At 54.0% G+C, this 21489-nt stretch carries 20 protein-coding genes; 11 read left to right on the top strand and 9 right to left on the bottom strand.

The window, feature by feature from the left end:
• Together ACOYNV_RS01485 and ACOYNV_RS01480 are read left to right on the top strand one after the other, a co-directional pair.
• The coding region (locus ACOYNV_RS01485) for a CcdB family protein (RefSeq protein ID WP_422897956.1) at positions 1-202 on the top strand (202 nt) is incomplete at its 5' end.
• A gap of 41 nt (positions 203-243) precedes the next feature.
• Positions 244-528, top strand: coding sequence for a hypothetical protein (locus ACOYNV_RS01480; protein ID WP_422897955.1), 285 nt, complete (start codon positions 244-246; stop codon positions 526-528).
• Positions 529-616: 88 nt separating this feature from the next.
• Here the strand turns inward: ACOYNV_RS01480 and rtcR are convergent, their stop codons facing one another.
• Entirely contained in the window at positions 617-2221 is a 1605-nt protein-coding gene (gene rtcR / locus ACOYNV_RS01475) for an RNA repair transcriptional activator RtcR (RefSeq protein WP_422897954.1), read from the bottom strand.
• Between the two features lie 480 nt (positions 2222-2701).
• Between rtcR and ACOYNV_RS01470 the strand changes: the two genes are divergently transcribed.
• The 3 genes from ACOYNV_RS01470 to ACOYNV_RS01460 all read left to right on the top strand — a co-directional run bounded on the left by ACOYNV_RS01470 (position 2702) and on the right by ACOYNV_RS01460 (position 6824).
• Entirely contained in the window at positions 2702-3286 is a 585-nt protein-coding gene (locus ACOYNV_RS01470; RefSeq protein WP_422897953.1) for a hypothetical protein, read from the top strand.
• 267 nt (positions 3287-3553) lie between these two features.
• Positions 3554-4222: a hypothetical protein gene (locus ACOYNV_RS01465; RefSeq protein ID WP_422897952.1), complete on the top strand. Its 669-nt coding sequence runs from the start codon at positions 3554-3556 to the stop codon at positions 4220-4222.
• Positions 4223-4733: 511 nt separating this feature from the next.
• Complete coding sequence (locus tag ACOYNV_RS01460) at positions 4734-6824, top strand: AAA family ATPase (protein ID WP_422897951.1); 2091 nt, start codon at positions 4734-4736, stop codon at positions 6822-6824.
• A gap of 308 nt (positions 6825-7132) precedes the next feature.
• On the opposite strand, the gene ACOYNV_RS01455 is transcribed toward ACOYNV_RS01460, so the two are convergent.
• Entirely contained in the window at positions 7133-7915 is a 783-nt protein-coding gene (locus ACOYNV_RS01455) for an ATP-binding protein (RefSeq protein ID WP_422897950.1), read from the bottom strand.
• Between the two features lie 108 nt (positions 7916-8023).
• Between ACOYNV_RS01455 and ACOYNV_RS01450 the strand changes: the two genes are divergently transcribed.
• Positions 8024-9901, top strand: coding sequence for a transposase (locus ACOYNV_RS01450; RefSeq protein WP_422897949.1), 1878 nt, complete (start codon positions 8024-8026; stop codon positions 9899-9901).
• A gap of 60 nt (positions 9902-9961) precedes the next feature.
• On the opposite strand, the gene ACOYNV_RS01445 is transcribed toward ACOYNV_RS01450, so the two are convergent.
• The 3 genes from ACOYNV_RS01445 to ACOYNV_RS01435 form a co-directional block, all read right to left on the bottom strand.
• Complete coding sequence (locus ACOYNV_RS01445; RefSeq protein WP_422897959.1) at positions 9962-10279, bottom strand: AAA family ATPase; 318 nt, start codon at positions 10277-10279, stop codon at positions 9962-9964.
• Between the two features lie 3 nt (positions 10280-10282).
• Positions 10283-10405: a hypothetical protein gene (locus ACOYNV_RS01440; RefSeq protein WP_422897948.1), complete on the bottom strand. Its 123-nt coding sequence runs from the start codon at positions 10403-10405 to the stop codon at positions 10283-10285.
• Between the two features lie 208 nt (positions 10406-10613).
• Positions 10614-10844, bottom strand: coding sequence for a hypothetical protein (locus ACOYNV_RS01435; protein ID WP_422897947.1), 231 nt, complete (start codon positions 10842-10844; stop codon positions 10614-10616).
• A gap of 132 nt (positions 10845-10976) precedes the next feature.
• On the opposite strand from ACOYNV_RS01435, the gene dnaB reads away from it, so the two are divergent.
• Positions 10977-12377, top strand: a complete 1401-nt coding sequence (gene dnaB / locus ACOYNV_RS01430) for a replicative DNA helicase (protein ID WP_422897946.1) — start codon at positions 10977-10979, stop codon at positions 12375-12377.
• A gap of 457 nt (positions 12378-12834) precedes the next feature.
• Positions 12835-13695 carry a hypothetical protein gene (locus ACOYNV_RS01425; RefSeq protein WP_422897945.1) on the top strand — a complete coding sequence of 287 codons (861 nt, stop codon included), beginning with the start codon at positions 12835-12837 and terminating at the stop codon, positions 13693-13695.
• 68 nt (positions 13696-13763) lie between these two features.
• On the opposite strand, the gene ACOYNV_RS01420 is transcribed toward ACOYNV_RS01425, so the two are convergent.
• The 3 genes from ACOYNV_RS01420 to ACOYNV_RS01410 are packed head-to-tail and all read right to left on the bottom strand — an operon-like array spanning position 13764 to position 17304.
• Complete coding sequence (locus ACOYNV_RS01420) at positions 13764-14783, bottom strand: helix-turn-helix transcriptional regulator (protein WP_422897944.1); 1020 nt, start codon at positions 14781-14783, stop codon at positions 13764-13766.
• A gap of 56 nt (positions 14784-14839) precedes the next feature.
• Positions 14840-15802, bottom strand: coding sequence for a helix-turn-helix transcriptional regulator (locus ACOYNV_RS01415; protein WP_422897943.1), 963 nt, complete (start codon positions 15800-15802; stop codon positions 14840-14842).
• A 2-nt stretch (positions 15803-15804) separates the two neighbouring features.
• Positions 15805-17304 (bottom strand): DUF2779 domain-containing protein, encoded by a 1500-nt coding sequence (locus ACOYNV_RS01410; RefSeq protein ID WP_422897942.1) that lies wholly within the window; start codon positions 17302-17304, stop codon positions 15805-15807.
• 236 nt (positions 17305-17540) lie between these two features.
• Between ACOYNV_RS01410 and ACOYNV_RS01405 the strand changes: the two genes are divergently transcribed.
• From ACOYNV_RS01405 to ACOYNV_RS01395, 3 genes are all read left to right on the top strand, one after another.
• Complete coding sequence (locus tag ACOYNV_RS01405) at positions 17541-18644, top strand: hypothetical protein (RefSeq protein ID WP_422897941.1); 1104 nt, start codon at positions 17541-17543, stop codon at positions 18642-18644.
• Positions 18637-19677 (top strand): DnaA ATPase domain-containing protein, encoded by a 1041-nt coding sequence (locus tag ACOYNV_RS01400; RefSeq protein WP_422897940.1) that lies wholly within the window; start codon positions 18637-18639, stop codon positions 19675-19677. The genes ACOYNV_RS01405 and ACOYNV_RS01400 overlap by 8 nt, the downstream gene beginning before the upstream one ends.
• Before the next feature lie 257 nt (positions 19678-19934).
• Positions 19935-20945: a hypothetical protein gene (locus tag ACOYNV_RS01395; RefSeq protein ID WP_422897939.1), complete on the top strand. Its 1011-nt coding sequence runs from the start codon at positions 19935-19937 to the stop codon at positions 20943-20945.
• 79 nt (positions 20946-21024) lie between these two features.
• Here the strand turns inward: ACOYNV_RS01395 and ACOYNV_RS01390 are convergent, their stop codons facing one another.
• Positions 21025-21435 (bottom strand): hypothetical protein, encoded by a 411-nt coding sequence (locus ACOYNV_RS01390; RefSeq protein WP_422897938.1) that lies wholly within the window; start codon positions 21433-21435, stop codon positions 21025-21027.
• Positions 21436-21489: the final 54 nt, after the last annotated feature.

The following is a 21489-nucleotide window of genomic DNA, read 5'->3' as shown; positions in this document are numbered from 1 at the left end:
ACGCCGACTGGATCAATTCGCAAAGGTTAATTTGCCACGCAATCTGACCCCTTCATTTGACGTCGACGGGGTTCCCTGTTTTATGGAAACCCCGAAACTCGCGGCCGTGCCATCCCGACTTCTCAAAATCAAGGTCGCGTCACTGGCCGGGCACCAGGATGAGATTACCGGCGCGCTTGATTTTCTCTTCCAGGGCTTCTAATCGAGGGGACTATTCAGCTATTTACGTTAAGAGACAGCAGCATGGTTTTCCCAGCGGTCGAGGTGGATTGTCTGAAAGAGATCGGGATCGCCGAGTACCGCGTGTATGCGGCGAATTTTGACCCGCTAACCAAGCCGATGACCTCGGCGCGTCCGGATTCCGCCGAACGCCTGCGTCACGCGCATGAATCCGCCGACTACAATGACTGGTTTAGAGCCAAGGTGGCGGCCTCACTGGAAGGGTTGGCGAACGGCACCAACCGGCAGATTGCACCGGATGAGTGGGCAACGGTCCGTGCCGCCAAACTGGTGCATCGGGCCGTATGAAGCGTGTGATCCGGACGGTCAGCCATCAAAGCGACCTCGAGGCTATTGAAGCCTACATCGCCAGAGATACTGATTGCCCGCCCAAGCGTCAAGTGGTGACACGTTGCCAATCGAGTCCGAATCGCGCCAGATATTTCCTTACACGGTCGGAGTCATTGACGCTTGAACGGCGCTGCCTCGATGCCTGAAAAAGTGTTCTGCCGGCTTCCGCAATCGTGCGTGACTGACGACAAGCCGCAATCACGGTAGCGAGTTGCGCCCGATCAAACTGATCAATCGATTCGAGATGCTCGGGCGTAAAGAATTCTTCAAGCGTATCGATGCACCGTGATGGCTTTTCATAAGCCCACATCGACATCAGTCGGCTGATTTCTCGTTGAACGACCGCCGGGGTGATGCGGCCACCCGGTGCCAAGGTGGCGGCGCGCGTCACACTGGCGTTCAATTCGCGGAAGTTCCCTCGCCAGATTGCCTCGGCGGAAGTGGCGAAGTCGAGGTATTGCTTCCTGGCCTCCCGGTTGAATGAAACCTGCTTCCCATTCGCCTGTGCGTATTTGTCCAACTCATAGTCGAGGTTGGGTTCAATGTCCTCCATGCGTTCTTTCAGCCCTGGCAAGCGGTATGTCCAGAGGTTGATTCGCGCCAACAAATCCTCGCGAAACGTGCCGGCGCGGACTTCCTGCATGAGATCCTTGTTCGTCCCGGAAATAAGTTGAAAGCGGCTTTCTTCTTCCTGGTCGGCACCGACCGGATAGAACCGGCCAATTTCAAGGGCACGCAGCAACATCGCTTGCTCTTCCGCACCCAGTTCCCCGACTTCATCCAGGAACAGGAGTCCGCCCTGCGCTCGTTTGAGCAATCCCGTTCGGTCTGAGATCGCACCGGTAAACGCCCCCTTGCGATGCCCGAAGAGCGCCGACATGGCCCCTTCGCCCTTCAGTGTGGCGCAATTGACTGGAACGAACAGGCCGGCGGCTTGATACCGTTGATGCTTGAGTTCATAAATGCGTTGTGCCAGCAGTGATTTCCCGGCTCCCGTTGGGCCGGTCAAGAGGATCGGGTGGTTGGACGCGATGGCCACCTGCTCGATTTCATCGATGAGCTGATTGAAGGCGGCATTGCGTGTGGCGATGCCTGACTTCAGGAACGAGGCCCCTTGTTCCTGGCGAGCGGCAAATCGTTTGGCTAACAGGTCGTACCTTGAGAGATCAAGATCGATGATCCGGATACCCCCTTCCTTTCGTTCCTTCCCCTCGTAGGTTCCGGCGGGATAGGTCTGCAACATTTTCCCTGGAAGGAAACGCGACTCCGCCATCAGAAACAGGCAGATCCGCATCACGTGAGTGCCGGTGGACATGTGAACGAAATAGTCCTCCTCGTCCGGATCAAACGGATAGTCCGCCACTTCGTCATGCAGATAGGCGAAGACCTCTTCAAAGTCCCACAGGTCGTTGTACTGGTGGAAATGGGGAATGATCGTCGAGGTGGGAGAGGCGACCTTCATGGCCGCCATAACCTCGTTAGCAAATTCCGGATTGATTGAGTTCTGAATCAGCAATTCGAAGCGATCCACCGGGAACTCCAGTACCGATACTGCAGACACCGTCGGGCGCCAGAACCCCGTGCTCGGATGGTCGATATTGGCATCCCAGAAAGGATCCATCACGCCGAAGACAACGTTTCGTTTTTTCACAAGGCTATCTCAAGATATACATACCTAGATAGGAGTCTATCTTATTCAACACGATTTCAATCGCACTCTTCCGCAGATATTAAGAAGAAAAGGTTGTTTTATACACAAATACAGTGAGTTAAAAGATGCCCAGCCGGTTTTGCAGGTTGCTGGCATGGCTTTCGCTATAGGTAGTGCATCCATAAAAAAATTCAGTATCTAACCCGCATGAACAGTTCTCCCTAATGGAGAAGCCTCTTGAGTTTCTGAAGCCCCGGTTGCGTATTGGGTTCGCCAATGATTCAGGCAGGGGCTTTTACAAATTCGTACTTCATCAATGAATGGACGAATGAACATGAAGAGCTTTGGTGTAAAAGGCGACGCGCAGGGCCGTTGCCACAAAGACAGAAACCACGCACAAGGTGTTGCGTGGATCGTCTCCGCTGCTCCGAGCGCACGCCTGGACTGAGAAATTGATCGAAATAGAAAGGAATACCTGAAATGAAAAGCCACACACTTTCCTTGTCGCGCTGGCACAAGGTAGCCGAGCGGTTGTCGCGCAGCTATACAGAGATTACGCAAGCGGCACGCAACACGTTCATCAATACCCAGGTTAACGGGTTTCTTGGTGAGGCCCAAGTGGCCCGCTTGAGAGATGAGGCCGCGCTGCAGATGATCCGTTTGCACCGCGCCTTCACGCTGCAGGATGCACTGGCCAACATTCGCCAAGCAGTGGGTGAAGCAAACGCCAAAACCGGCGTTTCGAAGGAACTCGCGAACTACGACGCGCTCAGCCGTCGGCACAAATATCTCGAATCCATTCTGGCGGCACAAAGCAGCGAAATGGTGAATTTTGATGAAATGCCCCAACTGCCGAAGCAATTAGTTTCTGAGGATCGATACGACCGGAGTAAGGGAAGTGTCCGGGTTCGCATGCTGGACAACGAGATGGTGAATTCTCTGCGCGTCGAAGCGGACGAATTGCGGATCAAGGTCTATGCCCTGGCGGATCGAATCAGCGATCTGAACCGTGAGCGCTTGTCACTTGACCTGTCGGAGGACATCGCTCAGGCAGCTGGGTTGTAGTTCCTGCAAAGGCAGGTCAGGCCATCTTGCCGCGGGTGGCCGGAAGACAGTGAAGCGGCCGCGGGCGGGGCATACCTACGGAATTGACCAAACTGCGATCGGCGTTGTGGAAGACCTAGAAAGTCCTTTCCTTTCCGCACCTCAATAGGACGGAATCTGTTGGTTGCTGACTTTCGCTGAGACTAACACCACGCCGACCAGGCGGTTGTTCGTTATTGATTGCCTGTTGCTACGCCCTGTCCCGCGTTTTTTCTATAAAGAGAGCTTATGAAATCAATCGATCCACCTTTTTATCCCGGCGAAACGGTGGTCGGCAGGGTTGTCAGCCTGGGACCGAGATTCGCCACCATCGACATTGGTGGCTGGCAAGTTCCACTTGAAACGGCATTTATTGACTGGAATGCCTATCGAACGCCCGGTGAAGTGCTTTCGCTTGGCGATCGTCTCAATGCTGTCATCCATGATGACGGCCGGCTTGACTCGCTCTATCGGCGCCATGGGCTGAGGCCGAAGCAAATCTGGGATGGATTCTGGTTGAGCCGTCTGCCATTGCTTGAGGATCCCTGGCCAGCATTAGCTTTGAAGTATCCGGACGGCTCGGTTGTCGAGGTTGAAATGATTGATTACGTGAATTGGTACATCGCACGCGTTCGGATGCCGGAAGGGCTCGTTATTGAATTGAGAACGGGCGACATCCACTTGAAAACCAAGCGATCATCAAATTTTCTACGGAAATTGCATCAAGGTGAGCGATTCAAGGTGGTATTTCGTCGGCTTTATCGTCCGGGAGGGTGGGTGCAACGATTTGTAGGCGGTTCAACGGCCGACTGCCTTTCTGAATCAGGTTTTGTCACGCCATTACTCGCCGCGCAGTCCCTCACGAGGGTCGAACAAGCGTTTATGCGGCATCGGGAACAAATCGACTCGATGAGTTGAGATGACGGCCACTGACCGACCTGCAGGAAAAGCCTGTCAGGGGCCAAATGAAGCAGTTGAAGCGAAGTGGGGACCCCGTAGGCCGCCTTCTCCGTCAGAAATATGCCAAAGTACCCACCAATTCAGCCGAAGATCCGGATTCTTGTGACGATCTGGTGCTGTTGGGATCGGCAAAAACGGCTGTTCGGCTGTTGTATTCGTCACTTGCTAAGAGTTTATTCGGTTTTAACGGCTTCGCTAAGCAAACTTGTTAATTCGACACATAGCGTCGAATGCCATCACCCCACTATTTCCTAAATTTACATGGCTTGAAACTGTTTGATTTTGGGATGTAAAAAATGGCTGAAAACCTTGTGGATTCAACCTTTACACAAAATACCATGGGCCTTTGGTGTCGTTTGTTTAAGCGCACCCAAAGCTTAAGAAATAGCTCGAAAAAATACTGGACATTTGCGACACATCTTGACGTATGGATGCCGAAAATGATCTGACACCACATAGAGAGATCATCATGGCCATGCGTCGTCGCTCACGTTACTCAAACATGCCGCTCGATATAGATCCGATCGTTCGCCTGTGGATCCTTCGTTTGCTGGTTCCGCTGGGAGGACACCGGGAATTCGTAACTCAGAATGGCTTCAACAACGACGTGCTTGCCGAAATGCTTGGCCTGGGCAAGTGGATTGAATCCGATTCAATCGATTTCGATCCAAAGGCAGTCAGGGCCGAACTGCGCAAACTCCACCAGTCCGGTGAGCGTACATTGCGTACGTCCAGAAAACCTTCGTGCCTGGGTGGAAATGTTGCCCGCCTGTCAGAACTTGTTGGCCTGGCCGAAACCGATTGCCGGATACTTGAATTTGCGGTTCTGATTCAAAATGAGCAACTGCTGGATGATACGGCCGACTGGCTTGGGCAACTGTCCTCCGTGAAAATGTTTCACGCCCTGTCGGTACTGCTCGGTCTACCAGAACATGACATTCGAGCATCGTTAAGTGCGCAAGGGATTCTGGCCAGGTCAGGACTGGTCTCGGTGGATCGCAATGGCACCTCGTTGTTGCGCGGAAAACTCGACCTTCTGTCCGACAGCTTCGCCGATAAGATTTTCTCGTCCGATACCGACCCGATCTGCTTGCTGCGCGATACTGTGGCCCTCGCTGCGCCGGCAGAACTTGAAATTGCCGACTACGGCCATATCGAATCATCCCTTTCTGTTTTGCGGCCGTACCTCAAGAAATCTGTGACAACTGGCCGCAAGGGAGTTAACGTGTTTCTGCATGGCGAACCCGGTACGGGCAAAAGCCAACTGGCCAAGGCGTTGGCAAAAGAACTCGATTGCGAACTCTTCGAAGTCGCGAGCGAGAATGGCGACGGTGATCCCGTAAATGGCGAACGGCGTTTGCGTGCTTTCCGTGCGGCGCAAAGCTTTTTCTCGCAACGTCGGGCAATCATTCTCTTCGACGAGGTTGAGGATGTCTTTAACGACGGGGACAGTCTCTTTGGCCGCAAGAGCACCGCGCAGATCCGCAAAGCGTGGATCAATCGAATGCTCGAAGAAAATTCGGTACCGACCCTATGGCTATCCAATTCCATCGGCTGCCTTGATCCAGCGTTTATTCGCCGCTTTGACATGGTTTTCGAACTGCCCGTGCCGCCGAAGAAGCAGCGCGAACGCATCATCCAGGAAGCCTGCCTAGGCTTGCTCGATGCGCCCCGTGTGGCGCGTATTGCCGAGTCCGAAGCGCTGGCCCCGGCTGTAGTCACCAGGGCCGCATCCGTCGTTCGCTCGATTCGGGAAGAACTCGGCGAGACCGGCGCCGCTTTGGCTGTCGAGCTACTGATCGGCAATACGCTGGAAGCGCAAGGTCACCAGCCCATCCGTAAAAATGACCCCAACCGGCTGCCGGAAATCTACGATCCGGCCTTCATCCATGCCGACACTGATTTGGCTCAGGTTGCTGCCGGGTTGGTGCAATCAAGGTCAGGGCGGCTTTGTCTGTACGGACATCCTGGCACCGGAAAAACGGCCTATGGCCGCTGGCTGGCCGAGCAAATGGGCGTTACGTTGCTGGTCAAGCGTGCTTCTGATCTGATGTCCAAGTGGGTTGGCGAAAATGAGCAGAACATTGCCCGCGCCTTCAAGGAAGCAGAACAGGATGGCGCCTTGCTGTTGATCGACGAGATCGACAGCTTCTTGCAAGATCGCCGAGGCGCAAGAAATAGCTGGGAGGTCACCCTCGTCAATGAAATGCTGACGCAGATGGAAGCATTCCCTGGCGTGTTCATCGCTTCAACCAATTTGATGGAAGGGCTGGATCAGGCCGCGCTACGCCGTTTCGATCTCAAGGTGAAGTTTGGTTTTCTCAAGCCCGAGCAGGCATGGGAACTGTTGCGCCGGTACTGCATCGAACTGGAACTTTCCACGCCGCAACCGGACCAGTTGGCGAAACTGATGCGCATGCAGAAACTGACCCCCGGCGATTTCGCTGCCGTGGTTCGCCAGAACCGATTTCGCCCGATCACTTCTTCGGCCGCCCTGGTCGCAGCCCTCGAAGCCGAGTGTGCCGTTAAAGAGGGGGCAAGGGCAACGATGGGTTTCTAAGACTGAATCAAGCCTCTGATCGCACAGATCATCACTTGGCCGACTGCCTCTCATGAATCGCATCGGAAGACACCGTGATCGAGGGAGGGGCACGATCCAGCTATTAAAAAATAGCCCCAAAACTTCCTGGGATGCGCCGAGTGGACAGCATGCTGGCCCTGCATCCTGGCCAGTGTTATCCGCTTGGGGTCTGCATCTTTTCAGTCGGCCGCTTTTCCCGAAGAAAATGATAACAATTCAAGATCAATCTGGGGTTTTATATCTCTACACATCGGGATTGATCCAATTACGTTTTTCCCCGCTCGCGCTTACCCCAGCGCACCCATCCACGCCTCCGCCCCCACTGCAAAGAACGTCTCCAGAGGCACACCACCCGTTCCGACCACGAGGCTGTCGCTGATCTTGAAGCTCTCCGCAAATCCCCGCAATCCGCTGAGGGACCCCTTGTTCCGCCCGCTTTTTACCTCAATCGGTAACACCCTATTGCCGTGGCGCAGCACAAAATCCACTTCCTGATTGCGCTCGCGCCAATAGGTAATCTCTGTGCCAGGCGGGGCGGTGTTGAGCAGGTGAGCGCCGACGGCCGATTCGACCAGGCGGCCCCAGAGTTCGCTGTCCTGCCTCGCCATGGCAAAGCTTTGCGGGAGTTGGGCGGTGATCAGCGCTGTATTGAGCACTTGCAGTTTAGGGCTGGCGGCGCGGCTACGTGCCAGATCGCCGGCAAACTTGTCCAGACCAGTCAGCATCCAGGCTCCGCCGAGTAGCGCGAGGTAGTTGGCCAGCGTGGTGGTGTTGCCGACATCCTGGAGTTGTCCGATCATTTTCTGGTAGGAAAGAATCTGACCGGAGTAGGCGCAGCCGAGAACGAACAGGCGGCGCAGCAGCGCGGGCTTGTCTATCCGCGCCAGTTGCAGCACGTCACGCGACAGCGTCGGTTCGATGATGGAATCGAGCACATAGCTTTTCCAGCGGAATTCATCGTCCACCAGCGTCGCCGCGCCGGGGTAGCCGCCAAAATAGAGGTAATGGTCCAAGTCCCAGCCAAAAGCGTCACGCATTTCGGTGTAAGACCAATGCGGCACGCGGATCACTTCAAATCGCCCGGCCAGACTCTCGCCCTAGCCGTTACGTTAAGGTGTTGATACTGACACCCTGCTTCTCGTAAACTACGCCTCAACTCAACGAGTTGGGGCGTAGTCTTGTCCAAGAAGAAATCTCCTCAGAAGACCTGGCCGCCACGCTTCCCGCCCGAAGCTGCGGGCATTCAAGTCAATCACTGCAAGAATCCAACATGTGCCAATTTTGGCGTACCGCCTAAAGAGAAGCCAGCCAACCCACGCGGCCGGCGTCCGAGTGGTACGGCTCTCGTGCCGCCCGGCATCGGGGATTACATCGTCTGTACAAACCAAGTAGGGGACATCTATCTCCCTGCGTTGCGGTGCTGCTTGTGTGGCGAGACGATTCCCATGCAGAGCAACCTTGCTATTGCCGAGGAACTGCTGCGCATCTCCGCGTACCTCGAGCCTCCCGTCGGCCCGACATGTCCAAACGAAGATTGTGAGTTTCATAATCGCCCAGTGACCGAGGTTGCAGGCAATTATGTGCGATACGGCGCCAACCGCCATGGCACGCCGCGGTATCGCTGCAACCACTGTGGCAAGGTCTTTTCGGTGGCGGCCAAGGCTACCCACCGCCAGAAGGTCACGCATCCAAATCGGGATATCTTTGAGCACCTGATGAACACGGTGCCCATCCGGCGCATCATCAAGCTCCTGAAGATTACTCCGGGCATCCTGTACCGACGGATTGATTTCATCTGGAATCAGTGTCGGCTCTTCGCTGGGGCCAGAGAGCGAAGTCTTCTTGAACGAGAGGACTTGGGTAAGCGCTATCTCTGCGCCGACCGCCAGGCACTCATGGTCAATTGGGCTTCCAGCAAGGACCGGCGTAACACGCTACTGTGGTCCACCGCCACTGCTGACCTGGAGACCGGATACGTCTTTGCCGCCACCCTCAACTTTGACCCGGAGATAGATGCCGACGCCGTCGCGCATGACTTGACGCGCTATGGCGATCATAAGCATGCCCAGCCTTTCCGCCGCTATGCCCGTGTCTGGCTGCCGCAGGACTATGATGCGGCAGCGCGGTCATCTGCTCTCCGAACACAGAAGCGCACCAAGGGGGAGAAGCTGGATGCAGCCATCGAGGCCGCATACGAGGCGGCGATGGAGCGGGCAGATATTGAGGCCGGCGACGGTCCTGCACCTACGACGCGCACCCCGGTGAGAGGCATGCAGGTTCGTGAGCAGGTGTCCATGAATGCTCATGTCCAATTCGTAGCACGGTTACTGCACAAGGCGGAGAAGGTCCGCCTGTACATGGACCAGGAGTCCGGTATTCGAGCCGCCTTTATGGCGGCCTATCAGTCACGGATACCGCGCAGGACTGCGGATGCCTGGTACGTGCAGGTCCTGAAGGAAGGCACACAGGGCCAGAAGCAGAAATTACTACAGGCAGCGCAGCGGCGCTTCGCCCAGACCCAACTGGCCAATGGGCACCTGAGCGAATCGCAGGTGGCGGAGAAGTTGATGCGGGACGAAATGGCTGCGGTGACGGCACATGGCCGGTGGAAGGATGGCTGGGTGCGGCATCCGATGCCCGACATGAGAGAACCCGTGAAGGGCATGTGCTGGCTCACCGACATCGATGTGATGCCGCCGGTGTTGGCGGAAGATGACGAGGCTTCCGCAACGGCCAAACGGGAACAGATAGACGACCAACTGACGCACGCGGCTCGACTCTACTTGAAGGGCGCTTTGCACGCGGTGGATAAGTTTTTCATGCAGGTGCGGCGTGGGCTGACAATGGCGGAGCGCGGAGTCGTCGTGGGTGCTCGAAACGGCCTGTGGTTCGGCAAGAACGCTTACGACCCAGGTAACCTGGCCCGTCTGTTGGAGATGTTCAGGGTGTATTACAACTACTGTGAGGTGGGCGAGGACAAGCAAACGCCGGCAATGAGACTGGGACTGGCGAAGGGGCCGGTGGCGTCAGAGGACATCATCTATTTCATGCCATGAAAACAAAGTGGCCACCAAGGAAAATTGGTGGCCACTTCTCTGCGGCGCCGGGTTACAGCTTCATACCGCTATCAACACCTTAACGTAACGGCTAGGACTCTCGCCCAGTCCTTTTTGCAGCAAGAATTGCGAGGAGCCAAGCAGCACTACATGCAGGGGCCGCCCGGCAAAGCTGTCTTCTTCCCAAAGCATTTTCACCACTTCCGACCAGCGTGGCACCTTTTGCACCTCGTCCAGTACGAGCAGGGCCGTGCGTGGTGGCGAACACTCAGCGGCCAGCAATCTGGCCAGCCGCCATTGCTGTTCAATCCAGTTGGCGTCGGGGGCTGCGGGAAGATCAGCGCTTGCGTAATGAGTCTGCCCGTCAAAACGTTCGATGGCCTAACGGGCCAGTGTGGTTTTGCCGACCTGACGCGGCCCGGCAAGGATTCGCAGGAAACGGCATGGCTGTAGCAGGCGGTTGGAGAGAATGGCGAGTTGGGGGCGCTGGAACATATCGTGCACTTTCACTCAATAGATTGAGTAAATCTACTCGACAGTGCGCTGATGAACAAGAAGCACCTGGCTTGTGGCGTGCGCAACGGCTCAATCCTTGTAGCGCACGCCCTAACCTGCTTGGGTTTGCGCCAATTCCTCTGCATTCGAGCTCCATTGCGCCTCCGGCGTCAGCGCATCGCGACTATAGCCATTCCGTCACAACGACAAGGTGGTTTTACCGATCCCTCTCACCGCATCCCCAAATCCCCCTCAGCCACCAATCCAGCATCGCCGAATCCACTACCGTCGCGGTGATTTCATAGGAATCATCCAGTTCCACTGCCTGCAGATCGGCGAACAGCAGCGATTCCAGCAAATGCAAACCGGCTTCATTTTCAATACTGAAGTTCAGTCGGATATGCTGCCATGGCCGTAACCGAAGCGATGGTTCAGTTTTCTTGCGCACTATTCCGACAGCGCAGTTGCTTTCGAAACAACGGTTTTAGTTCTGCTTCTCGAGAGCGACACAATTCGTCGCGGTGAGAAGTGAACATGCGGTAATTCCCCCCACCCGATTTATCGCTGATGGAGATTCACCTTGGATTCCGATTCGTCTCGCCGAAAAAATTACCCAAAAAAAGACCCTCTGCTTTCTGAGTTACGCGTTCCTCCTCATTCTGACGAAGCAGAACAGTCCTTGTTAGGAGGCTTGCTTTTAGACAACCAGTCGTGGGATCGCTTGGGAGAAACCCTTCAAGAAAGCGACTTTTATAGAGATGAACATCGCAAAATATTCCGTCAAATAAAAAGCCTGATCGCTTCGAACAAGCCAGCTGATGTAGTAACCGTGGCAGAAGCGCTCGACAGTATGGGACAGTCAGACGCAACCGGTGGGCTTGCCTATTTAGGGGAGTTGGCAGCCAACACACCATCGAGTGCCCATATTCAGCGATACGCTGAAGTTGTTGTGGAACGATCAGTATTGAGACGCCTCGTTGCCGCTGCTGACGAAATTGCCAGTGACACCCTTAATCCGCAGGGAAGAGATGCAAAGACCTTGCTTGATGAGGCGGAGAGAAAGATTTTTGAGATCGCCGAGGCCGGCGAAAGGTATTCACAGGATTTTAGGCATATCGACGCCTTGCTGACCGAGGCCATTACATCGATTCAGACACTTTGCGACCAGGACAATCCATCGGATGTGATTGGCATTCCAACTGGGTTTATCGATCTTGATCGCTTAACGTCAGGATTGCAACCGGGAGACCTGATCATTGTTGCTGGGCGCCCATCGATGGGAAAAACAGCATTCGCTTTGAACATCGCAGAAAACGTTGCTATCCATAGCGGTTTGCCGGTCGCAATTTTTTCAATGGAAATGGGAGGAGTTCAGTTGGCCATGAGGATGTTGGCATCCGTCGGACGGGTAGATTCTCAGCGAATCCGCACGGGCCGACTGACTGACGATGAATGGAGTCGGCTGGGAATGTCACTTGGCAAGCTTCATGAGGCACAGATCTATATTGACGAAAGCGGTGGAATTACACCACTCCAACTTCGTTCGAAGGCTCGTAGGCTTTCACGGCAATGTGAGAAGCCGCTCGGGCTTATTGTCATCGATTACATTCAATTGATGAATGCTTCAAGGCAGAGCGATAACCGAGCCACAGAGGTTTCTGAAATATCACGAGCAATCAAAGCGCTGGCAAAAGAACTCCATGTTCCGATCATTGCTCTGTCTCAGCTTTCAAGGAAAGTTGAAGAGCGCGAGGACAAGCGACCGATCATGTCGGACCTTCGCGAATCAGGAGCAATTGAGCAGGACGCAGATGTAATCATGTTTTTGTTCCGAGAGGAGTACTACAAACGCAACGAAGAACAATTACGTGGCCTTGCAGAATGCATCATCAGCAAACAGCGAAATGGTCCGACTGACACTGTCAAGCTTACGTTTTTGAAAGAATACACACGGTTTGAAACGCTAGCATTCAGTCAATGAAGAAAGTTAAGTTTAGACACTCGCGTTAGCCAACAGATGCCGAAGACATTGCAGCGGCACGTGAATATATACGAATAAATACAGGAAACACTTAACATGACATGTCGGTTTGCGAAGGATACTTCTCGATCTCGGATGCTTCCTTATGCCCTTTTCTGCTTCAATTTGTATGCTGCTTTCGGAATGGATTTCCTTTCTCCTGGTGGCCGTTCTACCTTGTTCTCACTGGACCTTCGTCAAACTCCTGATCGTTTGCATGCTCAACACGGAATGCTGGGTTAAAGCCACGGACGTTGCAGAGTCGCTGTCCGCACATTGTCTGCCAGGCTCGAAACGCTTCTATTTGTCGAATATTATTGTTTTAAAGTTTAGTACGATGGAGACCAATCGAGGTCGATAGCGAATATTGCTGCTTGTCTTGTGAAAACACACTCCATGTCGTTATTAAGGGAAGAACATGAAAATTATTTTGAGCCGCAAGGGATTTGATTCGACATCAGGAGGCGGTGCCAGCCCGATCTTGCCCGATGGACGCATGCTTTCGCTGCCAATCCCATCCAACAGCGACCTCAGGCGTTATGACGAAATATTCCTTGCCGGGATCGACGTTGGCAAACTCGTCAGCGATCTAACCCCCCTGAACGCGAGATACAACTCGACGCATATCGATCCAGATCTTTCTGTATCAACGCTGCCACGAAAACCTGGCTGGCGACCGGCCTTGGGACAAATTGCTTCTGCCCAGGGTCATTTGCGAAAACATGGCGTAGGGTTGGGTGACTTATTCTTGTTTTTCGGCTGGTTCCGGAATGTCGAAAGCCTGAACGGAACCTGGCGCTACAAGCCGGGCAGTCCGGATCTTCATGTCCTTTTCGGCTGGTTACAGATCGGGGAGGTGGTTTCAATATCAGGAACACAGTCCATCGCGGCGATAGTCCAGCGTAATCCCTGGTTGCATGATCATCCGCATATTGCAGTTCCAAAACGATTCGAAAAGGATGGCAACACGGTCTACATCGCTACCGACCATTTTTGCATTGGGGAACAGCGCATCGAACAATCCGGAGGAGGAATATTCGAAAAAATCGATACGAAGCGCATCCTGACAGCACCAGGTAATTCCCGCTCAAGGTGGCAATTGCCGAGTTGGTTCTCGCCTGAAGGCAGGCAGTCCGCACTGTCCTTCCATGGCAAATCGAAACGCTGGACGCCAGAGGGAAGCACAGTGCGGCTAAATACGGTGGGAAGGGGACAGGAATTCGTGCTCGATTGCGATCACTACCCTGAGTCCATTGACTGGTTGATGCAACTATTTTGATTTGAGGTCGAGGCATCATGTAAGGCGCAGCAAGAAGAAGTGCCTGGCTTGAGCAGTGGCGCCGCTGCTCATTCGTTGGTGCCCTCTTTATAACCCGCCAGTGCTTGCGCCAATTCCTCTGCAATCGCATTCCGTAGCCCTTCCGGCGAAATCACTGTAATCCCCGACCCCTGCGACAACACCCACCATTGCAATTGCCAGGAATCCGCCAACGTCGCCACGAGCCTCCATTCCGAACCCTCCGGTTCCAGAGTCATGACCTCCGAAATCGGTGTTTCCCGCAAAACACAGGCCAACCCTTCCGAAACGTGCGCTTCGAGGCGAACGGTCTCACCCTTTCCGAATTGCAAGGCTCCCTGGGCAATGTAGGCGTCCAGATCGAAGTCTTTACTCCGCTTCGCAGGTTCTTCCGACACCTTGGCCGCTAAGATGCGATGCGCGGCGTAAAGGCGGATGTCATCGTAATCAAAAGCCGTGGCGACCAGGTATGTCACCGGCCCACGTTGCACGATGGCCAGCGGGTGCAATTGCTGTTCTGTAGCTTCTGGCGCATTGAACGCCTGGTAATCGACATCGAGTTGTCTTTCGAGCAACACCGCTTCCTGCACCGTTTCCAGCACACCATCGGCAATTTTCGGCGGCAGGAACGGCAATGAAGGCGATACTGCACGCACCTTATCTGTCCAGCGGGCCATGGCGTTTTCCTCGGCCATCACATCAAGTTTTTTTGCGGCCGAATTGAATCGCGGAGCCAGTACCGACAATATCGATACCGGCAGGAGCGGTTTCAGGTAGTTTTCCAGCAGGCGCAATGAGAGCGCCTCGGCCAGAGTCAGGCCGGGCATTTCCGGACAGGCGCCGGATATCCAGTGCCACCCGAATGGGACGCCCGCATTGTTGCAGACGAGGTCGAAGGCATCATACAGATTGGCCAAATCTCTTTCCACTGTGCGCTTGGTGACAGCAAATCCGGCATCTTTCAATTCATCGGCCAGTTGCTTTGCCGTCTTGCCTGGGCCACGGGGCGGCAAGCGTCTGAGCAATTCCCATTGGCGGGCGAGACTATTGTGGGTTTTACCGGTCGGCATTTTGGTGTTCCGTGAAAAATTGAATCAGGCGAACCTGCGCCAAGGGGGCGTTTGCCTCACAACGGGATCGGAGTTTTACCGATCCCGCTCACCGCATCCCCAAATCCCCTCAGCCACCAATCCAGCATCGCCGAATCCACCACCGTCGCCGTGATTTCATAGACATCATCCAGTTCCACCGCCAACTGATCAGCAGAAAGCGGCGATTCCAGCAAATGCAAACCGGCTTCCTTTTCAATCCGGAAGTTCAGTCGGATGCGCTCACCATGGCCGTAGCCGAAGCGCCCATCGTCGTCATACTGTTTGAGATCAAAGTTCTTGGGGCGCTCGAAAGTCAGAGTCGTGGCACGGGCGGAGACGATGCGATGCAGAGCAAGGCTTCTTTCGTTGTCGTAGCCATCGAAGCGGCAAACGAGGTACATGCGCGGACCCTGCTGGGCCAGACCCAGCGGCATGACGCGAGTGGCGGTTCGCTTGCCGGCCGCGTTCTTGTAATCCACCTCCAGCCACTGATTGCCGTAGAGGGCATTGCTGACCTGATCGAATACGATGGGGTCGATCTTTGGGGGTAACAGGGGCTGGCTGGTGCTGACCACACGCACTTTCTGCAGCCATTCGCGTTCGCGCTGGCTTGAGCCCTTGTCCACCAGTTGGCTCCGAGCCTGGGTAAAAAATCCTTCCATCGATTTCATAAGCTTGGCGGGGAGCAGGCTGCTCAAATGCTGCTCCGCGAGCATGAGCAACAACGATTCCTGCGTACTGAGACTTGGCAACGACAAACCTTTGGCCCGTTCCTTCCAGCAATAACGGTAGGGTTTGCTGCTGTCATCGCGGTCGAGGTCGAAGTATTCGGCAAGTGTTTCCAGTTGGCGCTGGATGGTTCGCATGTCTCGCTCGAAGCCGGCGTCCGCCAGTTGCTGATGCAGTTCCGGGGCGGTGATGGTGCGGCCCTTGGGTATGCGCCGCAGAAGTTCATGGGAAAGCTGGAGTGTTTCGAGAGAATCCGGGCGTCTTGGCATGGTCAGAGCCTCAGTTCCGTGCGACCGGCAAATACCTGCCACAGGCGCACCATGGCGTAGGTGTCGAGCCGGCAATAGGCCAGAAGTTGCTGTTCGATTGCGTCTTTGCGCTCGGCGCTGGTGCCTGGGTGAATGCCTTCAAGGAATGCCTCCATCGCCATGCCGCCATCCTGCACCCCGTCAAGGGCGTCGTAGCGCAGTTCGGGCACCACGGCCGGCAACACCTTTTTGATACTCCAGCTCCCTTGCTGGCTGGGATGGTAGTAACGCTCACGAGCGATGGGCAATAGATCGACAACGCGCTCGTTGATCGCCAGCAGCGGTTCGCTCAGTTGTGGGATACGTTCGGCCAGTTCGCGGATACGCGCCATTTCAAATCCGGCGTTATAGACGTAGACGGGCCCTTGCTGACCGCAGGCGGCGATCAGGGCTTGGGCAAAGGGCTCGGACGGATTATCGCCGGAGAGATCGAGGAAAGCGGTTTGCTCAAGCCGGCCGGACGCCGCCAGGGTGTGCAGACTGAACTGAAAGGTAATCATCTGATAGGGCCGGGTGCCTTTCCAGATGGGCACTGGGAACTGGATGGTCTCGAAGTCGAGAAAGTAGGCTGGAAAGCCACAGGCGGCCAGATCCGCGGCGGCGCCAGCGGCATCAAAAAATACCATATCGGTTTGCGTGTGTTCTTTGACCCGTTGCTGTCGAGCGTTGAGCAGGTCGTCAGGAACATTTCTCAGGTCAATGATCCCTTGGGTGGCCAGTTCACGTACCTTGGCCGAGGGAAAGCGGGGTAGCCAAGAGACCGGGTATTGCGACTTCGGCTCGGCGTTACAGCAATGTTCGTAAAAGCCGCATGCGTAAGGCGTTTCGCACTGTTTTCCGGTGCTGATGACAGGCTCGGCGGGCTCACCGACGATGCTTTGTGCCTGGGCGATCCAGCCTTTGACCTCTTCGCTACGCGCGAAGGCTTCTTCGGTCAGATCATTTTCCTTGAGCAGCCCCCGGTAGTCGTCATCGCCCGGGTATGTCCATGCACTGTCGATATGCGCCAGGGCGATGGATTCCAGCGGCACGCCGGCGGATTGGGCCACGAAGGCTTGCACCGCCACGTCGTCGTGGTGGTAGTCCTTTACGCTGGTCGAGGATTTGACTTCCACCATCCGCCAGACCCGCTTGCCGTCTTTCTGTTCCGGGAGCATGACGTCAGCAAAGGCCAGCGCTCCACCGGCGCTGAAGCCGGCTTCAAAGATGGGTTGCGTGGTGTGAAGCAACTCCGCGCTACGCTCAAAGGCGCGGTTAAAACCCTCGCTTTGCACGTCGATCAGCGCCCCGCGTCCCTCGGGATCATAGATCCGCTGGGCCATGTCGCCGACTTTGTGCCCCACTCGGAAGCTGGCCTCAGTCGCCGCAGAGTCCTCGCGCAAGTCAGGGCGATGAACTTCGAGCCACAACCGTTTTGGACATTGGCGTAAAGCCAGGAGTTTGGATTTTGAAAATGTGCGCATGGTGTTATTCAATCTGCGAGCGTGAGTGTCAGAAAATCAGGAGGCGGAGTACTGGTTAAGAACAAGGGGATGTTGAGTCATTGATGCCATTATCGCCCCACGTACGACGTTTTGTGTCGCATGAAATGCATGGCAGGAAAATTTATTCGCAGCTCAAGGAAACCAACTCTACTGCGACTCATGGTGTCGGACTACCGAGCCATAGTTCTTTCATCACCGACTGTGGGAGAACCGTTATGGATCGCCGTAAGTTTTTGCACACACTGTCTTGTTTGGGTGCCACTACGGCACTGCCTGCTATGGCATTGGCAGGAACCGCTTCATCGGCGGCCCTATCGATGGGCACCACGCAATTTGTTGCTCCGGAAAACCTTCTCGAGATTGCTGACGATCCTTTGGCTCCTCGAATCGGTGTGGTAGCCATCGGCGGTGCCGGTGGATCTGTACTTTCCAGCCTGCTCGGAAAACTTCCCTACCTGAACTGCTCCATCGCGATTGACGTTGATCCCTTTGCTTTGCATGGCGTAGCAGCAGTTCGAAAGGTTCTAATCGGTAACGGAATTACTCGTCCGGATGATGCCCGAAGCGCAAAGCTTCTTGCCATCGATGCCAAGTCGGAGATTGCCGAGGCAGTTGTCGACCTCGATATTGCATTTGTTGTTGCCGGCATGGGTGGCGCTGCCGGAACCGGTATTGCGCCGGTCATTGCAGCAATATTGCATGAAAAAAAGATCATTTCCTTTGGCGCCGCCATAACCCCATTCGATTTCGAAGGGCGGCGACGTCAGCAAATTGCCCTAGCCGGAACCCATGCATTGGGCCGCCGAGTGGATGCCGTTTTCACAATCCCAAATCAAGTGCTGGCGCAGGCATCCGGGATGGAAAGATCGTTGTCGTTCCCGCTCGATCAGGCGACAACCACCTTCGAGCGACTCTATCGGGGTGTGACACTACCTTTTTCTGAATCCGGTTTGGTCAATATCGACACAGAGGGCGTCCGGTCGATACTCTCCAAGGATAGGTACTCCGCGATAGGGTACGGAAACGCCAGAGGGGAAAATGCCGCCGAAACGGCTGCCCTCCAAGCTATCGCACACCCATTACTCGGCGAGCGTCGGCTACGATCTGCATCAGGCATTCTGGTTTCCATTGAGGGGGCACCTGGAGCACTCCAGAGATTGGGCCAGGTTAACAAAATATTGAACACAGTGCGCAATACCATCGGCGACGCAGACCATGAGCAGATACTGTGCTGCGGTGCGAATAGAAACACGGCCTTGGCCGATGAATTTCGAGTGACCATTTTGGCGAGCGGCATTCTGGCTGAAGAAAATGCTTGAAAAGAACAAGGGAAAATACGTAGAAAGAAATCATCCGTTCGACGAAACCCATAGAGACCAGAATATCGATCAAGACATTTTCGCTATGGCGCGACATTCCATGTCGCGAGCAGTAATTCTCGGTGACATACCGAGTACGACACATACCGTCGTATCTGCAAGGAAACTCAGGTGTGAAAACTTTTTCTTATTTGATCAGGGGATGATATTGCATCTTTATCTTGGCCTGGGCTTCGATTGTCCAGCGGATGGGGTTTATGCCCACAGTCCCTTAGGCGGCATCAAATTACTAAAAACTGGTGTCGTGACCGAAGTGACGTTCGGGAGCGAATGGGGCCTGTTAGATCATGAAAATTTGGTTGCGAGTTACATAAGCAAAGCCGTGAAGGCCACCCTAATTCCTATGATTGAATGGACAAGCCTGGATGAACTTGCAGAGTCGAACAAGCAGTTTCAACAAATAATGTCGTCACTCAACGATTTCTGCAAAGCCCGTGCCGAACCTGAACCAATAACGGCTGAGCATCTAAATAAAGTCATTGCATGTGGTATTGACCCTAAACTGAACTTCGATCGTTTTAACTCGAATTCCAATAATGCTCTTGCTTATACCTACGCTTTTCTAGCCTCCACTTCTTTTGGCCGTGTTGAACAAAACCCATTATTGATCTTAGGCCCCGTGGGTAGTGGCAAGAAGCATCTGTTACATGCCGTCGGGAATAGCTGGCTACACTTCCGACCCGAGGGTCAAGTTGTCATCATTACAGCAGACGAATTATCGATTGGTCTTAGCGATAAAGTTTGCCTGGATAGGCTATACAGTATGGAACTGGTATTGCTCGAAGACATTCATTTGCTCAAACATCAGCCTGTTGCACAGATGGCATTGTTGCAATTGGGTGAATATCTAAAGTCGCGCGGCGTACAGATTGTTATCACGATCACCGAGAGTGAGTCTGAGCACTCTCTTGGGTTTATTGAACCGCTGGCTGAGTTATTGAATTCTGGCACTCAGGTCATGCTGAGGATTTGAATTTAATTTTGGAAAGTAAACAGGAAAATCAGCGGGTTGTGGAATAGCAAGGGCAGCAGCTATAAACGATAGGCACTGCGCAGGCTACAACATCTGGCAGGATGCCAAGTAACGGGATGCGCTTTCATGGTCGACGGTCGGTGCCGCCTTTTCTCCGCATTGCGGATTCGTCCAACCAATCATTCAACACCGACTGGTGTGATAAATCTGCGCCAGCTGGTAAATTCAATCGCTAGCCATCCATCGGAGTTATTACCATGCTGATAAATATCAATACCAAAACCCGCTTTGCTGAAAAACGCCGAACACAAAGGTTACAGTCCTTCGGTCTTGATGAGCGTGCTCTGCAAGATATTCTCTTCAGGTCATTGGACAGGTTGTTTCCTGATGATGAACTTATTCTTCTGATGCAGTCCCGTAGCTGGCAAGAAGAGCCTGATTTAATGGCGGTAGACAAGGAAGGTAATCTCTTTATCTTCGAGTTGAAAGCGTGGGAATCCCATAGCTCAAACCTGCTTCAAGTGCTCCGTTACGGCCAGATTTACGGTGCAATGAAATACCATGAATTGGACGCTTGGTTCAAGAATGCAACTGACCCATCCCAATCACTCAAAATGGCGCATAAAGCGAAATTTGGTGTTCAGTTATCGGATGATGATTTCAACCGGAAACAAGTTTTTGTAGTAATCACCAATGGATTGGATTACCGAACCCGAGAAGCTGCCCGCTATTGGCGCTCAAGCGGGTTGGATGTACGGCCTTGGGTCTACCGTATCTACGCTGGCGGTGCCGATGAGATGTTGCTTGAAATGTCGCCGTTCAGGGTTCTCGACAATCCTTACGAAGACATTGCAGAAGGCTATTACATCCTCAACACCAATGCCAGCAACACCCAGCAAGACCATGACGATATGCTATCCCACGGCAAGGCCGCAGCCTACTTTGATCCGTGGAAGTACAAAATCGAGAGATTAGCCAAGGGTGATGTGATTTTTCTGTATCAATCTGGTGTTGGCATTGTTGCGTTCGGTGAGGCAGATGGAAAACTTGTCAAAGCGCCTTATCAGGGCGATCCTGCGCATATTGACGAAGAATATTCGATGAAGCTTCATCGTTTCCAACGTATCTCGCCACCATTGACAGCAGCCGAAATAAAGAAAATCACGGGTATCAATTACGTATTCATGAGTACCATGTTTGGCCTTGACGCCGACAGTGGGAAAGCAATCAGGAAATCTATCCATGACACCCGTCAGGCTAACGAATAGCCGCCATTTTTTGTATTCAAGGGGCACTGTTCCGCGCCTGTCACACGAGGATCCAGCGAACTGAACCGTGCCGCGTGGTCTATTGCACCGCTGATCCAGCCAAATCCGGTTGCGTCGGCACTGGATTCATCCGAGCGAGGATGATTGAAAAATTGTCGGGTGCTCCTGCTTTCAGCACGGCCTTGCGCCAAACCTCAACATGTTGCTTGGGGTAAAGCGCCGGGTTGTACAACTGTTTTAGACGAGAATCGCATAAGGAGTCGTGCAAGCAGTCGGAGCAGAGCAACAGGCTGTCACTGTCGAAAAACGATGTACTGCTGTAATGCACGGCGAAGCCGTCTTCATCATCGTCGGCAATCAAGCAATGCGCCAGTCCGCCTTCCATCTGCGCGTACTCAATTTCTGGATCGGCCTCCCCGGTTTCGATAAAGTCATTGAGGAAGGTGTGGTCGTGGCTCAACTGCGTCCATTCCCCGCTTGTCTTGATCAAGTAGGCGCGGCTATGCCAGTCCTTTGGATTACCTAAAACTAAAACCGCTCGATT

It is taken from the genome of Propionivibrio sp. (genome assembly GCF_049316945.1).
In the GTDB taxonomy this organism is placed as follows: Bacteria; Pseudomonadota; Gammaproteobacteria; order Burkholderiales; family Rhodocyclaceae; genus Propionivibrio.
This window is presented reverse-complemented; position numbering and strand designations above follow the sequence as displayed.